Source organism: Streptomyces sp. NPDC012827 (genome assembly GCF_042900905.1).
Taxonomy (GTDB): Bacteria; Actinomycetota; Actinomycetes; order Streptomycetales; family Streptomycetaceae; genus Streptomyces; species Streptomyces gulbargensis.
Map to the genome: position 1 here is coordinate 305,354 of NZ_JBIBBY010000005.1, position 14,690 is coordinate 320,043.

11 protein-coding genes are annotated in these 14,690 nt (G+C 71.4%); 1 reads left to right on the top strand and 10 read right to left on the bottom strand.

Features of this window, described 5'->3' with window-relative positions; translation table 11 throughout:
* Positions 1 to 34: 34 nt before the first annotated feature.
* The 9 genes from ACFY60_RS13700 to ACFY60_RS13740 form a co-directional block, all read right to left on the bottom strand.
* Complete coding sequence (locus ACFY60_RS13700; RefSeq protein WP_388611428.1) at positions 35 to 751, bottom strand: ABC transporter ATP-binding protein; 717 nt, start codon at positions 749 to 751, stop codon at positions 35 to 37.
* Positions 748 to 1,794 (bottom strand): ABC transporter ATP-binding protein, encoded by a 1,047-nt coding sequence (locus ACFY60_RS13705; RefSeq protein WP_388611738.1) that lies wholly within the window; start codon positions 1,792 to 1,794, stop codon positions 748 to 750. Before ACFY60_RS13705 ends, ACFY60_RS13700 begins: the two co-directional genes overlap by 4 nt.
* A gap of 5 nt (positions 1,795 to 1,799) precedes the next feature.
* Positions 1,800 to 3,533 (bottom strand): branched-chain amino acid ABC transporter permease, encoded by a 1,734-nt coding sequence (locus tag ACFY60_RS13710; protein ID WP_388611740.1) that lies wholly within the window; start codon positions 3,531 to 3,533, stop codon positions 1,800 to 1,802.
* A gap of 5 nt (positions 3,534 to 3,538) precedes the next feature.
* Positions 3,539 to 4,471 carry a branched-chain amino acid ABC transporter permease gene (locus ACFY60_RS13715; protein WP_309054656.1) on the bottom strand — a complete coding sequence of 311 codons (933 nt, stop codon included), beginning with the start codon at positions 4,469 to 4,471 and terminating at the stop codon, positions 3,539 to 3,541.
* A gap of 113 nt (positions 4,472 to 4,584) precedes the next feature.
* Positions 4,585 to 5,829 (bottom strand): branched-chain amino acid ABC transporter substrate-binding protein, encoded by a 1,245-nt coding sequence (locus ACFY60_RS13720; RefSeq protein WP_388611430.1) that lies wholly within the window; start codon positions 5,827 to 5,829, stop codon positions 4,585 to 4,587.
* A 470-nt stretch (positions 5,830 to 6,299) separates the two neighbouring features.
* Entirely contained in the window at positions 6,300 to 6,707 is a 408-nt protein-coding gene (locus ACFY60_RS13725; protein WP_388611432.1) for a hypothetical protein, read from the bottom strand.
* Entirely contained in the window at positions 6,704 to 7,588 is an 885-nt protein-coding gene (locus ACFY60_RS13730; protein ID WP_388611434.1) for a trypsin-like serine protease, read from the bottom strand. Before ACFY60_RS13730 ends, ACFY60_RS13725 begins: the two co-directional genes overlap by 4 nt.
* Before the next feature lie 307 nt (positions 7,589 to 7,895).
* Positions 7,896 to 8,390 carry a hotdog fold thioesterase gene (locus ACFY60_RS13735; RefSeq protein WP_309051200.1) on the bottom strand — a complete coding sequence of 165 codons (495 nt, stop codon included), beginning with the start codon at positions 8,388 to 8,390 and terminating at the stop codon, positions 7,896 to 7,898.
* Between the two features lie 48 nt (positions 8,391 to 8,438).
* Complete coding sequence (locus ACFY60_RS13740; RefSeq protein ID WP_388611436.1) at positions 8,439 to 10,721, bottom strand: FdhF/YdeP family oxidoreductase; 2,283 nt, start codon at positions 10,719 to 10,721, stop codon at positions 8,439 to 8,441.
* 133 nt (positions 10,722 to 10,854) lie between these two features.
* Between ACFY60_RS13740 and polA the strand changes: the two genes are divergently transcribed.
* Positions 10,855 to 13,575, top strand: coding sequence for a DNA polymerase I (polA, locus tag ACFY60_RS13745; protein ID WP_388611438.1), 2,721 nt, complete (start codon positions 10,855 to 10,857; stop codon positions 13,573 to 13,575).
* 146 nt (positions 13,576 to 13,721) lie between these two features.
* Here the strand turns inward: polA and ACFY60_RS13750 are convergent, their stop codons facing one another.
* On the bottom strand, positions 13,722 to 14,636 hold the full coding sequence (locus ACFY60_RS13750) for a DUF4184 family protein (protein WP_388611439.1): 915 nt from the start codon (positions 14,634 to 14,636) through the stop codon (positions 13,722 to 13,724).
* Positions 14,637 to 14,690: the final 54 nt, after the last annotated feature.

Here is a 14,690-nt window from a genome sequence, read left to right on the forward strand (position 1 = left end):
CTGCGGGGCGGGCCTTCTCGTCTCCTGCGGGCGGTTACTCCTCGCCGAGGTACGTCTTGCGGACGTCGTCGTCGACCAGCAGGTCGCGGCCGGTGCCGGACAGCTTGATCGTGCCGACCTCCAGGACGTAGCCCTGGTCCGCCAGGGACAGGGCCGCCTGCGCGTTCTGCTCGATGAGCAGGATCGTCATGCCCTCGGACTTCAGGGTCGCGATCGTCTCCATGATCTTCTGCATCATGATCGGCGACAGACCCATGGAGGGCTCGTCCAGCATGAGCAGCTTGGGCCGGGACATCAGGGCACGGCCCATCGCCAGCATCTGCTGCTCACCGCCGGACAGGGTGCCCGCGGCCTGCTTGCGGCGCTCTCCCAGGATCGGGAAGAGGTCGTAGGACTTCTGGATGTCCTGCGCGATGCCGTCCTTGTCGCTGCGCAGGAACGCGCCCAGCTGCAGGTTCTCCTCGATGGTGAGCCGGGGGAAGATGTGCCGGCCCTCGGGGGAGTGCGCCAGGCCCAGGGCGACCACCTTGTGGGCCGGGATGCCGTTGAGCACCTGGCCGTCGAAGACGATCTTGCCCGCGGTGGGCTTGAGCAGACCCGAGAGGGTGCGCAGCGTCGTGGTCTTGCCGGCGCCGTTGGTGCCGATCAGGGCGACGACCTGGCCCGCCTCGACGGAGAAGGAGATGCCCTTGACGGCCTCGATCTTGCCGTAGGCGACCCTGAGGTCCTCGACCTCCAGAAGCGCGGTCACTTGGAGTCTCCTTCGGTGGTGCTGTCCGCGCCGGAGGCCTTGCCGGTCCCGGCGGCGGGGGTGTCGTCGGAGGGCGCGGTGTCCTCCGGCGCCGTGTCCTCGTCGGTCTCGGTGACCTCCGGGGCGGCGGCGTTCCCGGCCTCCTCGGCTTCCTGGGCCTCTTCGGTTTCCCGGGCCTCCGCGGCCGCGTGGGCCTCGGCCGCCTCGACCTCCGCCGCCTCCTCGGCGCCCGGGGCGCCCTCGTACGGCGTACCGAGGTACGCGGCGACGACGCGCTCGTCGCCCTGGACCACCTCGGAGGTGCCCTCGACGAGCTTCTCGCCCTGGACGAGGACCGCCACCCGGTCGCACAGCTTGAAGATGAACTTCATGTCGTGCTCGATGACGAGGACCGCGATGCCGCGGTCGCGGATCGCGAAGACCAGCTCCTCGGTGGTGCGGGTCTCGCTCTGGTTCATGCCGGCCGTCGGCTCGTCGAGCAGCAGCAGACCGGGGTCGCTGGCGAGCGCGCGGGCGATCTCCAGCTTGCGCTGCTCGCCGTACGGGAGGTTGCGCGCCAGGTGCTCGGCCTTGCTCGCCAGACCCACGAACTCCAGGAGTTCCATGGCCCGTTCGCGCGAGGCGGCCTCCGCCTTCCTGAAGCCGGGACCGCGCAGCAGCGCGGACCACAGGCCCTCCTTGGTCCGGGTGTGCCGGCCGACGAGGACGTTCTCCAGGACCGTCATGTTGGAGAAGAGGCGGATGTTCTGGAAGGTACGGGCGATGCCGGCCTGGGTGACCAGGTGCGGCTTCGGCGGCAGGACGGTGCCCTTGTAGCTGACCTGGCCCTCGGTGGGGACGTACAGACCGGTCAGGCAGTTGAAGAAGGTGGTCTTGCCGGCACCGTTCGGGCCGATCAGACCGACGATCTCGCCCTCGCGGACCGTGAGGTCCACATCGCGCACGGCGGTCAGGCCGCCGAAGCGCATGGTGACCCCGCTCGCCTCCAGGACGGGGGCGGCCGTGGCGGTGCCGGTGGCGGTTTCCTTGGTGGTGGTCGTCATGGCGTTCACGCCCCCGCCTTCGAGGTTCCGGCGATCGGATCGGCGGCGGGCCGCGGCTCCGGTACGCCGGGCTGCTCGTCGTTCTCGTGGAATTCCAGCTGCGCCCGCTTGTTGGCGATCAGGCCCTCGGGGCGGAAGCGCATCAGCAGGATCAGCGCGATGCCGAAGCCGAGGAGCTGGTAGTCCTGGAGGAACTGCAGCTTGGCCGGGATCAGGAAGAGGAGCGCGGAGCCGAGGATGGGCCCGGTGATGGTGCCCATGCCGCCGAGGATGACGGCGGCGAGGAGGAACGCCGAGTTCGGCGGCACGGGACCGGCGAAGACGTAGTTCTCGGGGACCACCGTGGTGTTGACGTGGGCCTGGACGGTGCCCGCCAGGCCGGCCAGGGCCGCGCCGAGGGCGAAGGCGATCAGCTTGACCCGGAAGCCGTTGATGCCCATGGCGGTGGCGGCGGTCTCGTCCTCGCGGATGGCGACCCAGGCACGGCCGATGCGGCTGTTGGCGGCGCGGGCGAAGACGATGACGACCAGGACCATGACCAGGATCATCAGCAGGTAGTAGTTGGCGTAGGCGCCGAGTTCCACCCCGAGGACCGTGTGCGACTCACCGAAGTTGTAGCCGAAGAACTCCAGCTGCGGGATGTTCGGGATGCCGTTGGGGCCGTTGGTGATCTGGGGGCCCGAGGTGCCGTCGAGGTTGCCCATGGCGATGCGGAAGATCTCGCCGAAGCCGAGGGTCACGATGGCGAGGTAGTCGCCGCGCAGCCGCAGGGTCGGAGCACCGATGACCACACCGAAGACCAGCGAGGCCGCCATGCCGGTGAGCGCCGCCGCCCAGAAGGGGAACTGGACGCCGAAGGCGGAGGAGGTCGCGCCGGAGACGAGGGCCGCGGTGTACGCGCCGACGCCGAGGAAGGCGACGTAACCGAGGTCGAGCAGGCCCGCGAGGCCGACGACGATGTTCAGGCCGAGGGCGACCGTCGCGAAGATGAGGATGTTGACCGCGATCAGCGTGTACGTGTCGCCGCTCTGCTGGATGAACGGGAAGGCGATGGCGGCGACGAGGCTGGCGGTGACCGCGACCTGGCGGTTGCGGGCGGTGATCGCCGAGAGCCGCGCGAAGAGACCGGACTTCATCAGCGCCGTGGCGGCGAAACCGACGATGATCAGGTACGCGATGAACAGCTGCGGCTCGGAGTCCTCGGTGTCGATGCCGAAGGTGACGACGAAGAGGCCGAGCGCGAAGACCGCGACGATGACCAGGATCTCGGCCCAGGAGGGCAGCGGCTTGGCGGGGGCGGGCTTGCGGGTGTCGTCCGGCAGCTTGTACGCGACGGCCGCGGGGACGGCCGAGGCCAGGACGGCCACACCGGCGCCGGGCTCCAGGTCCACCAGGGCGCCGAGCTCCACGATGATCGCGAGCGCGGTGAAGAGGGTGGTGGCGAAGGTGCCGAGGGCCAGGATCCACAGGGCCTTGCGGGCGCCGGCCGGGGTCAGCCAGCCGAGGCCCTTGACGCCCAGCGCGGAGAGCGCGTGGAGGGCGGTGAGCACGGCACCGACGAGCGTCAGCATCTGGAGCGGTGCCGGGTAGCCGTACAGCGTGAGGTTGCCGGGGAAGGCGGTGGTCCACGTCCAGGCGAGGAAGGTGCTGGCGACGGTGGCGAGGCTGCCGCCGGTGATCGTCCAGAGCAGCGCGGGGGACAGGGCCGCGGCGGGGGTCTTGGTCGGGTTCTCGGTCATGGTGCTCACGCCCTGTCCGCGACGCGCTCGCCCAGCAGGCCCTGCGGCCGCACGAGGAGCACGAGGATGAGGAGGACGAAGGCCCACACGTTGGCCCAGGCGCCGCCGCCGAGCTGCTGCATGCCGGGGATGTCCTCGATGTAGGCGATCGAGAGGGACTCGGCGATGCCGAGGACGACGCCGCCGATCATCGCTCCGTAGATGTTGCCGATGCCGCCGAGGACGGCCGCGGTGAAGGCCTTGAGGCCGAGGATGAAGCCCATCTCGAAGTTGATCTGGCCCTTGTCGACGCCGTACGCGACGGCGGCGACGGCGGCGAACGCGGCACCGATGGCGAAGGCCATGACGATGATGCGGTCGGTGTTGATGCCCATCAGCTTCGCGGTGTCCGGGTCCTGCGCGGTGGCCTGCATGGCGCGGCCGCTGCGGCTCTTGGAGACGAAGAGGCCGAGGGCGAGCATGCACAGCGGGGCGAGGACGAGCACGAAGGCGTCGGCGCGCTGGATCGCGAGGTTCCCGAAGATCTGGAAGGACTCACCCGTGAACTCGGGGAAGCTCACGGCCTTCTTGGCGTCCGGGTAGAACTGCCAGACCAGCTGCTGGAGCGCGATGGACAGGCCGATCGCGGTGATGAGCGGCGCGAGCCGGGGCGCACCGCGCAGCGGCCGGTAGGCGAACCGCTCGGCGGCGGTGGCGACGGCCACGGAGGCTATCGCGCCACCGACGATCATGAGCGGTATCGCCACCAGCAGGGACGTTCCGCTCGGGAGAGCGGTGTAGGTGGTGAGGGCTCCGAAGCCCCCGATCATGAAGATCTCGCCGTGGGCGAAGTTGATGAGCTGGACGATGCCGTAGACCATGGTGTACCCGATGGCGATGAGACCATAGAGAGCACCGAGGGCCAGGCCGTTGGCCAGCTGTTGCGGCAGTTCGTGCACCGCAGGCCTCCGATGAGCTTGTCGGATAAGACTCCGCGCGAGGGCGCTGTTTGCGCCCTCGCGCGGCGTGGATCAGGCGGAACGGGGTTCCCGGCCGGCCGCCGGGGCGATGACTACTGGTTGAAGGTGTCGCTCTTGACGTCGATCCACTTGCCGCCCTGGACCTTGTAGACCGTGAGCTGCTTGTTGGTGGTGTCGCCGTACTCGTCGAAGGAGACCTTGCCGGTCACACCGTCGAAGGAGACCTTGCCCAGGGCGTCGGTGACCTTGGCGCGGGCGTCGGACGGCAGCTTGCCGCCGTTGGACTGGACGACGGACTTGACGGCCTGGACGATCGCCCAGCCGGCGTCGTAGGAGTAGCCGCCGTAGGCCGCGTACGGGTCCTTGTAGCCGCCCGCGTTGTAGTCCGCGATGAACTTCTTGGCGGTGTCGAGCTTCTCGACCGGGTAGCCGATCGAGGTGGCCAGGTCACCGTCGTTGGCCTCGGCGGAGGCGCTGATGAAGGCCGGGTCGTAGATGCCGTCGCCGCCCATGACGGGGATCTTGGCGCCGGTCTTCTTGATCTGGTCCGAGAGCAGGCCGCCCTCGGGGTACTGGCCGCCGAAGTAGACGGAGTCGGCGCCGGAGGACTTGACCTTGTCGGCGGTGGAGGAGAAGTCGGTCTCCTTGACCGTCACGTGGTCCGTGCCGACGACCTGGCCGCCGAGGCGCTTGAACTCGGCGGAGAAGATCGCCGCGAGACCGGCACCGTAGGTCTGCTTGTCGTCGACGACGAAGACCTTCTTCTTGCCGGCGTCCTTGAAGAGGTACTGGGCGGCGAACTTGCCCTGGACCACGTCGGTGGCGGCGGTACGGAAGTAGGTCTTGAAGGGGCGCTTGAACTCGCCCTTGCCCCAGTTGTCGCCCTGGCTGAGCGCCGGGTTGGTGTTGGCCGGGGAGACCTGGGCCAGGTTGGCGGCGGCGAAGACGCCCTGCATCTGCTGGGAGACGCCGGAGTTCAGCGGGCCGACGACGCCGAGGACGTCCTTGTTGCCGACCAGCTTCGTGGCGTTGGCCTGGCCGGAGGCGGGGACGGCCTGGTCGTCCAGGGCCTCGATCTTGAACGTGACGCCGGGGACCTCGTTGTTCTTGTTGGCGGTCTTGACCGCCAGGTCCACCGAGTTCTTGATGCCCTGGCCCAGCGCGGAGAGCGAGCCGGTCAGCGGTGCGTCGACGCCGATGACGACGGTCGTGCCACCGCCGCCGTTGCCGTCACCGCTGCCGGAGCCGCCCTTGTCGTCGCGCGAACCGCAGGCGGTGAGGGTGAGCGCTCCGGTGGTGAGAACGCTGGTGAGGATGAGCAGTGAACGGTGTCGCACGAAGAATCCTTTCCCTGGCGCGGCCCCCTCGAGCTGAGGCGGTGCCGTGAAGCGTGAAGCTGGAGGTGCCGTTTTCGATGCCGGGCCGTACGGGGTCGAGCCGGGCCGTGCAGTGGAAGCGCCCGGCGGCGCGGTGACTGGCCGTGACTCTAGGCGCAGCTGGGGAACGGCGGGGAGCGCCGAGGTCATGATGTGACTGTCTTGTTATGCCGACGGGCGGATGCCGTGTGCAAGTGGTGGGCAAATGCGGGCACAGCGGTCGGTAGCGCAGTGTTCACATACTGAGAACCCGCAGTTCCGCTAAGGGGCTTGAGCGGATCTTGCTCCTGACGGCAGCCCGAGAAGGGTCTCCGGATATCGGACACGGGGCCCGGCGCCAGCGGACGGACGGGTGGACGGGAACACCCCGGCCGCGCATTGCGGAAATGTTACGGAGGGTGATCATCGCGGGGCCGGTGATCCGGCCGGGATCATTCCCCCCGCGTGCTCGCCGTGCCGGGCGGTCGCCAGTTCTCCGAGCTTCCCGTCGCCCCGCCGGCCGCCTCGCAGCGACGGCGCGCCTCGCGTTCGGCGAGGCCCTGTGCCGCCGCGCGCCCGGACCGCCGCTCCTCGGCCCGTGCCGCCACGAGCACCTCGTCGTGGATCGCGTACTGCTCGTTCGACAGGCCCTTCTGTTCCCAGTCGAGCCCCGCCCACGGGCTGCCCGCCAGCGCTTCCCGCACCCAGTACGCGATCAGCCGCGCGCACACGTCCGCCGGGGAGCTCGCCCGCGGCGCCGGCTCCCGCGGCGCGCCGCAGCCGGCGGCCGGCGGGAGCAGGCAGCCGGCCAGGACCGCGGCGATCGCGGCCCTGGCCGGCCGAAGGGCCGCCTGTATCACGGGAGTTGGACGAACGGCTTCAGGAAGGAACGGGCACCGGCGGAGTCCAGCCGGTACGTGACGTTCGTGGCGTAACAGGGCGTGTCACCGGTGATCGTGGTGGCGACCAGGGTCAGCCGCCCGCCCAGCGTCGCGAAGTTGGGGCCACCCGAATCGCCGTAACAGGCACCGCCGTTGCCCTGCGGGGCCGTCATGCCGAGCCGCAGCCATGCCTCGTTGAGCGCGTTGAAGGTGACCGGCGCCTTCATCCGGACGCCGCCGCCCGGGTGGGTGTGCCCGCCCGGTCCGCGCTCGGACTCCCGCGTGCCGTACCCGGCCACGAGGAAGGAGGTGGAGTTCAACCCCTGCGCGCCGAGCGCGTCGAGCGCGCCGGCCTTCGGCAGGCTCGCCGGGGTGAAGGACCAGCGGGCCTTCATGGCCCGGGCGGGGACCTCGATCACGGAGATGTCGTGGGTGTCCGAGGCCGGACCCGGGTAGCCCGGGTGGTTGTGGGCGGTGCCCTCGACGGCCACGCTGCGTGCGACCGCAGCCGGGTCGCCGGGATGCTGGGCGGCCGCCCGGTCCAGACCCGCCTGGACGTCCTGGTCCAGGGAGACGTGGAAGCGGACGTTGTCCGGCCAGTCGGTCGTGCAGTGCGCGGCGGTCAAGAAGGTGTCCGCGTCGATCATGGTGCCCGAGCAGACCCAGTCGACCCGGTCCGGCGTCGCCGGATTCCCGTCGTCGTCCCAGGTCGCGACGAGCGCGCCGACCTCGGTGCGTTCGGGAGCGGGAGCCGCGTTGTACGAGTTGATCGCGGCGGACGGGATCGCGGTGGCGATCACGGCCGCGCAGGCGGCGGCGGTGACGGCGGTCATCGCGGAGGTGGTGCGAACGGCGGTCACGAAGAACCCCTCGGTGGATGAGTGGAACCGGTGTTCTCCTGTGGGGGGAGGTTCGCCAGTGAAGCGCCTGCCGCCGCGCCGGGCAAGAGGGCGGGAACGGGGCGGAGTTGAACGCCGGAACGCCGGAGGGGGCGGTGCTCCACGGCACCGCCCCCTCCGGGCGTACGTACGGCCGGGTCCGCGGGCGCGGCCGGTACGGCCGGCGGGCCGGTGGGACCCGGGGCGTACCAGGCCGGCACGGGCGGCGGGCCGGTGGGGCTCCGGACGGCGCCCCACCGGGTCACGCGCCGGACCGCGCGGCGCGGGATCAGGCCCGGCCGGCCTCCGGGAGGTCCCCCGCGTCCTTCGGGGTGACCTCCCGCAGCATGCAGGTGAGCCGGGCCGAGCAGACCCGCTTGTCCTGCTCGTCGGTGATCACGATCTCGTACGTGGCGGTGGACCGGCCCCGGTGCACCGGCGTCGCGACCCCCGTCACGAGCCCGCTGCGCACCCCGCGGTGGTGGGTGCAGTTGAGGTCCACACCCACGGCGATCTTCGACACGCCGCCGTGCAGCATGGAGCCGATCGACCCCAGGGTCTCGGCCAGCACCGCGGACGCGCCGCCGTGCAGCAGCCCGTACGGCTGGGTGTTGCCCTCCACGGGCATGGTGCCGACGACCCGCTCGGCCGAGGCCTCCAGGATCTGCACACCCATCCGGTTCCCCAGGTGTCCGGCCGAGAACAGGGCCGGCAGGTCCACGCCGAGCGCGGCGTACTCCTCGATGACCTCCTGCGGGAACTTCACGTGCTGCTGCTCACCCATGCCCGGCTCCGTTCGTCCTCGTACGGCTCGATCCGCCTGAGCGAACGCTTAGGCGGGGGCCGATTCTTCCAGACGCACGATCACCGACTTGCTCGTGGGGGTGTTGCTCACATCCGCCGTGGCCTCCAGCGGCACCAGCACGTTCGTCTCCGGGTAGTACGCCGCCGCGCAGCCCCGCGCGGTCGGGTAGTGCACCACCCGGAAGCCGGGGGCCCGCCGCTCCACGCCGTCCGTCCACTCGCTCACCAGGTCCGCGAACGCCCCGTCCGCCAGGCCCAGCGCCGCCGCGTCGTCCGGGTGCACCAGGACGACCCGGCGGCCCCCCTTGATCCCCCGGTAGCGGTCGTCCAGACCGTAGATCGTGGTGTTGTACTGGTCGTGCGAGCGCAGCGTCTGGAGCAGCAGCCGGCCCTCCGGCACCCTCGGGTACTCCACGGGCGCGGCCGTGAAGTTGGCCTTGCCGGTCGCCGTCGGGAACCGGCGCTCGTCACGCGGCGCGTGCGGCAGCGCGAAACCGCCCGGGTGCGCCGCGAGCCGGGCGTTGAAGTCCTCGAAACCGGGCACCACGCGCGCGATCCGGTCCCGGATCGCCCCGTAGTCGGCCTCGAACTCCTCCCACGGGGTGGCCGATTCCGCCCCCAGCACGGCCCTCGCCATCCGGGCCACGATCGCCGGCTCGGAGAGCAGATGCGGACTCGCCGGAGGCAGATTGCCCCGCGAGGCGTGCACCAGGCCCATCGAGTCCTCGACCGTCACGACCTGCCGTCCCGACCGCTGCACGTCCTTATCGGTACGGCCGAGCGTCGGCAGGATCAGCGCCCGCCGGCCCGTCACCGCGTGCGAGCGGTTCAGCTTGGTCGAGACGTGGACGGTCAGCCGCGCGTTGCGCATCGCCGCCTCGGTGACCTCGGTGTCCGGGGACGCCCCCACGAAGTTGCCGCCCATGGCGAAGAACACCTTCGCCCGGCCGTCCCGCAGCGCCTGGATGGAACGGACCACGTCGAAGCCGTGGTGGCGCGGGGAGACGATCCCGAACTCCTTGTCCAGGGCGTCCAGGAACGCGGGCGCGGGCCGCTCGAAAATGCCCATCGTGCGGTCGCCCTGCACGTTCGAATGGCCGCGGACCGGGCAGACACCGGCACCCGGCCGCCCCACGGCCCCGCGCAGCAGCAGCAGGTTGACCACCTCCCGGATGGTCGGCACCGCGTGCTTGTGCTGGGTGAGCCCCATCGCCCAGCAGACGATGGTCCGCTTCGAGGCGAGGATCATCTCCAGGGTCTTCTCGATCTCCGCACGGGTCAGTCCCGTCGCGGTGAGCGTCTCCTCCCAGTCCGCCTCCCGGGCGGTCGCCGCGAACTCCTCGAACCCGTGCGTGCACTCCCGCACGAACGCCTCGTCCACCGCGCCGGGCGTCTCCAGGACCAGCCGGTTCAGCAGCCGGAACAGGGCCTGGTCGCCGCCGATCCGGATCTGGAGGAAGAGGTCCGTGAGCGCCGCGCCCTTCAGCATGCCCTGCGGGGTCTGCGGGTTCTTGAACCGCTCCAGACCCGCCTCCGGCAGCGGGTTGACCGAGATGATCCGCGCCCCCGCCGCCTTCGCCTTCTCCAGCGCCGACAGCATGCGGGGGTGGTTCGTGCCCGGGTTCTGCCCGGCGACGACGATCAGGTCCGCCCGGTGCAGGTCCTCCAGCGAGACGCTGCCCTTGCCGACGCCGAGCGTCTCCGTCAGGGCCGACCCGGACGACTCGTGGCACATGTTGGAGCAGTCCGGCAGGTTGTTCGTGCCGAATTCGCGCGCGAACAGCTGGAGCAGGAACGCCGCCTCGTTGCTCGTGCGCCCCGAGGTGTAGAACAGCGCCTCGTCCGGGGAACCGAGCGCCCGCAGCTCCTCGGCGATGATCGCGAACGCGCGCTCCCAGGTCACCGGCTCGTACCGGTCGCCTCCCTCGGGCAGATACACCGGCTCGGTGATCCGGCCCTGCTGCCCCAGCCAGTAACCGCTGCGGGAGGCCAGCTCCGCCACCGGATGCGCGGCGAAGAACGCGGGGGTCACCCGGCGCAGCGTCGCCTCCTCGGCGACGGCCTTCGCCCCGTTCTCGCAGAACTCGGCCACATGGCGCTTCTCGCCCTCCGGCCAGGCGCAGCCGGGACAGTCGAAGCCGTCCTTCTGATTGACCTTGAGCAGGGTCCGGGCCGTACGCAGCGGCCCCATCTGCTCCTGGGCGATCCGCAGCGTGTGCCCGACGGCGGGCAGGCCGGCGGCGGCGTGCTGCGGCGGGCCGACGCGCGGCGCGTCCTGGACCGGGTCACCGGCGGGCGGCTTGCTGACCATCGCGCTCTCCCTTGAGCGGTCGTCCTGTGGCGTACGTCTCCGATCCTGTCACGTGCCACCGACAGCCGGTGCCCGGCCCGCGGCCCACCGGGCGCTGGACGGGAATGTCAGTGGTCCGTGGGAGGATCGTCCCGTGGCCGAGACAGCATCGAAGAAGACCGAGAAGACCGAAGAGAAGCGCCCCCGGCTCATGCTCATGGACGGGCACTCGCTGGCGTACCGGGCGTTCTTCGCACTGCCCGCGGAGAACTTCACGACCGCGACGGGACAGCCGACGAACGCGATCTACGGATTCGCGTCGATGCTGGCGAACACCCTGCGCGACGAGGAGCCCACGCACTTCGCCGTCGCGTTCGACGTGTCGCGCAAGACCTGGCGCGCCGAGGAGTTCCCCGAGTACAAGGCGAACCGCTCGAAGACCCCCGACGAGTTCAAGGGGCAGGTCGAGCTGATCGGCGAGCTGCTCGACGCCATGCGCGCCCCCCGCTTCGCCGTCGACGGGTACGAGGCCGACGACGTCATCGCGACCCTCGCCACCCAGGCCGAGGCCGAGGGCTTCGAGGTCCTCATCGTCACCGGCGACCGCGACTCCTTCCAGCTGGTCAGCGACCACACCACCGTGCTCTACCCCACCAAGGGCGTCTCCGAGCTGACCCGCTTCACCCCGGAGAAGGTCCAGGAGAAGTACGGACTCTCCCCCTCCCAGTACCCGGACTTCGCCGCCCTGCGCGGCGACCCGTCCGACAACCTCCCCGGCATCCCCGGCGTCGGCGAGAAGACCGCCGCCAAGTGGATCAACCAGTTCGGCTCCTTCGCCGAGCTGGTCGAGCGCGCCGACGAGGTCAAGGGCAAGGCCGGCCAGAACTTCCGCGACCACCTGGAGTCGGTCAAGCTCAACCGCCGCCTCACCGAGATGGTCCGGGACGTCGAGCTGCCGAGGACCGTGGCGGACCTCGCCCGCGAGCCGTACGACCGCACGGCCGTCGCCCTCGTCCTCGACACCCTCGAGATCCGCAACCCCTCGCTGCGCGAGCGGCTCCTCGCCGTCGACCCCGGCACCGCGGAGGAGACCGCCCCGGCGCCGGCCGCCGGCCTCGACCTCGACTTCACCGTCCTCGGCGCGGGCGAGCTGGCCCCGTGGCTCGCCGCCCACGGCGACCAGCCCCTCGGCGTCGCCACCGTCGACAGCTGGGCCCTGGGCACGGGCAACGTGTCCGAGATCGCCCTCGCCGCCGCCGGCGGCGCGGCCGCCTGGTTCGACCCGAGCACCCTCGACGAGGCCGACGAGCGGGCCTGGGCCGAGTGGATCTCCGACCCCGACCGCCCCAAGGCGCTGCACAACGCCAAGAGCGCCATGCGGGTCTTCCCCGAACACGGCTGGACCGTCGCCGGCGTCACCATGGACACCGCCCTCGCCGCCTACCTGGTCAAGCCCGGCCGCCGCTCCTTCGCCCTGGACGCCCTCTCCGTCGAGTACCTCGGCCGTGAGCTGGCCCCGGCCGCCACCGCGGACGGACAGCTCGCCTTCGGCGCCGACGACACCGCCGAGGCCGAGGCGCTCATGAGCCAGGCCCGTGCCGTGCTCGACCTGGCCGCCGCCTTCGACGAGAAGCTCGCCGAGGTCGGCGCCCGCGACCTCCTCCACGAGGTCGAGCTGCCCACCTCCGCCCTGCTCGCGCGCCTGGAGCGGCACGGCATCGCCGCCGACCGCGAGCACCTGGAGGCCATGGAGCAGCAGTTCGCCGGAGCCGTCCAGCAGGCCGTGAAGGAGGCCCACGCCTCCGTCGGCCACGAGTTCAACCTCGGCTCGCCCAAGCAGCTCCAGGAGGTCTTCTTCGGCGAGCTCAACCTCCCGAAGACCAAGAAGACCAAGACCGGCTACACGACGGACGCCGACGCGCTCGCCTGGCTCGCCGCCCAGACCGAGCACGAACTGCCCGTGATCATGCTCCGCCACCGCGAGCAGGCCCGGCTGCGCTCCACCGTCGAGGGCCTGATCAAGACGATCGCCGCCGACGGCCGGATCCATACCACCTTCAGCCAGACCGTCGCCGCCACCGGCCGTCTCTCCTCCACCGACCCCAACCTGCAGAACGTGCCGGTGCGCACCGACGAGGGCCGCGCCATCCGCCACGGCTTCGTCGTCGGCGAGGGCTTCGAAGCCCTCATGACCGCCGACTACAGCCAGATCGAGCTGCGGGTCATGGCCCACCTCTCCGAGGACGAGGGCCTGATCGAGGCCTTCACCTCCGGCGAGGACCTGCACACCACCGTCGCCTCCCAGGTCTTCAACGTGGAGCGGACCGCCGTCGACGCCGAGATGCGCCGGAAGATCAAGGCCATGTCGTACGGCCTGGCCTACGGCCTCTCCGCCTTCGGCCTCTCCCAGCAGCTCGGCATCGACCCGGGCGAGGCCCGCGGCCTCATGGACACCTACTTCGAGCGCTTCGGCGGGGTGCGCGACTACCTCCGCCGGGTCGTCGACGAGGCCCGCGCCACCGGCTACACCGAGACCATGCTCGGCCGCCGCCGCTACCTGCCCGACCTCAACAGCGACAACCGGCAGCGCCGCGAGTCCGCCGAGCGGATGGCGCTCAACGCCCCCATCCAGGGCACGGCCGCCGACATCGTGAAGGTCGCCATGCTGCGGGTCGACCGGGCGCTGACCGAGGCGCGCCTCTCCTCCCGGATGCTCCTCCAGGTCCACGACGAAATCGTCCTGGAGATCGCGCCCGGCGAGCGCGAGCAGGTCGAGGCCCTGGTCCGCGAGCAGATGTCCGCCGCGGCGGACCTGCGCGCCCCGCTGGACGTCTCCGTCGGCGTCGGCCCCGACTGGGACTCCGCCGCGCACTGACACCCGGCTGCCGCGGGTGCGTACGGGCGTCCCCGTACGCACCCGCGGCGGCCTTTCCGTGTGCGGGGGAGGCGGACCGGACCGCTCAGGGCGCGGGGCCGGGCGGTTCCGTGCACGCGCACGGGCGTTCCGCCGGGTGCGGCACGTCAGCGTGCTCCCGGACCGGAATGTTCCGCGCCGCCCACCGGGACCTCCTCCCGTGGGGCCGCCCCGCCGGCGGACGACGCCGTACGCTCCGAGCCCGGCCGCGCGGGCCGCAGCAGCCGCACCACCGTTCCGTACAGGCCGTACAGCACCAGTCCTACGGCGAGCCCCGCGCCCGCACCGAAACAGGCGGTCGGGACGACGTCCAGCGGTGTCTCGATGCGGTCCCAGCCCCAGTACGCCGCCCAGCGCAGAACCCGGTGGGCGACCCCGGCCAGGACACAGCCGCCCAGCAGACCGAGCGCGAGGAGCCGTCCACGCCGGCCCGGGACCGGCACCCCCGCCGGAAGCGGAAGCTCCGGCGCCTCCCGCACGGCCCGCACCGCGAACCAGCCCAGCACCCCGAGGGCCAGCGCCGAACTCCCGTACTGGGCGTAGGTGTAGACGGGGAACCCGGCCACGACCTCGCCGAGGAAGGGGATCGCCCGCGTCCCCCAGCGGTCGACGTGGGTGAAGGTGTCCCACACCACGTGCGTCGTCGCGCCCAGCGCGGCGGAGAGGGCGAACCAGGCCGCGAACACCGCCGGACGGCGCTCCCGCCGGACGGCGCCGCGCACCGCCCCGTACACCCGCCCGCGCCACCGCTCGGGGAGGAGTGCCACGAGCGGTTCGCGCACCGCCAGCCAGAGCGTGACGAGGACCGCCGCGATCAGCACGTCGACCGTGACGATCCCGGCGGGGGAGTGGGTCACCTCACCGAAGACCATCGCCTCGGGCACCGCCGTGGCCGCGAAGTAGGTCATGTCGGGCGCGAAGGAGCCGGTCACGAGGGCGGAGGCGACCAGCGGACCGCGCGCGACCCCGTTCCGCCGTAGCGCGGGCAGCACGGCGGCGGCGTGGCTCAGCGTGAACGGCAACGGGGACTCCTTGGCGGTGCGGTGCGAGGGCAGAGACGGCCGGGGTTCGCGGCT

Coding starts and splice junctions, on each gene's coding strand:
- ACFY60_RS13705 (WP_388611738.1), bottom strand. CDS start 1,794: ATGACGACCACCACCAAGGAAACCGCCACCGGCACCGCCACGGCCGCC.
- ACFY60_RS13710 (WP_388611740.1), bottom strand. CDS start 3,533: ATGACCGAGAACCCGACCAAGACCCCCGCCGCGGCCCTGTCCCCCGCG.
- ACFY60_RS13735 (WP_309051200.1), bottom strand. CDS start 8,390: ATGGGTGAGCAGCAGCACGTGAAGTTCCCGCAGGAGGTCATCGAGGAG.
- ACFY60_RS13740 (WP_388611436.1), bottom strand. CDS start 10,721: ATGGTCAGCAAGCCGCCCGCCGGTGACCCGGTCCAGGACGCGCCGCGC.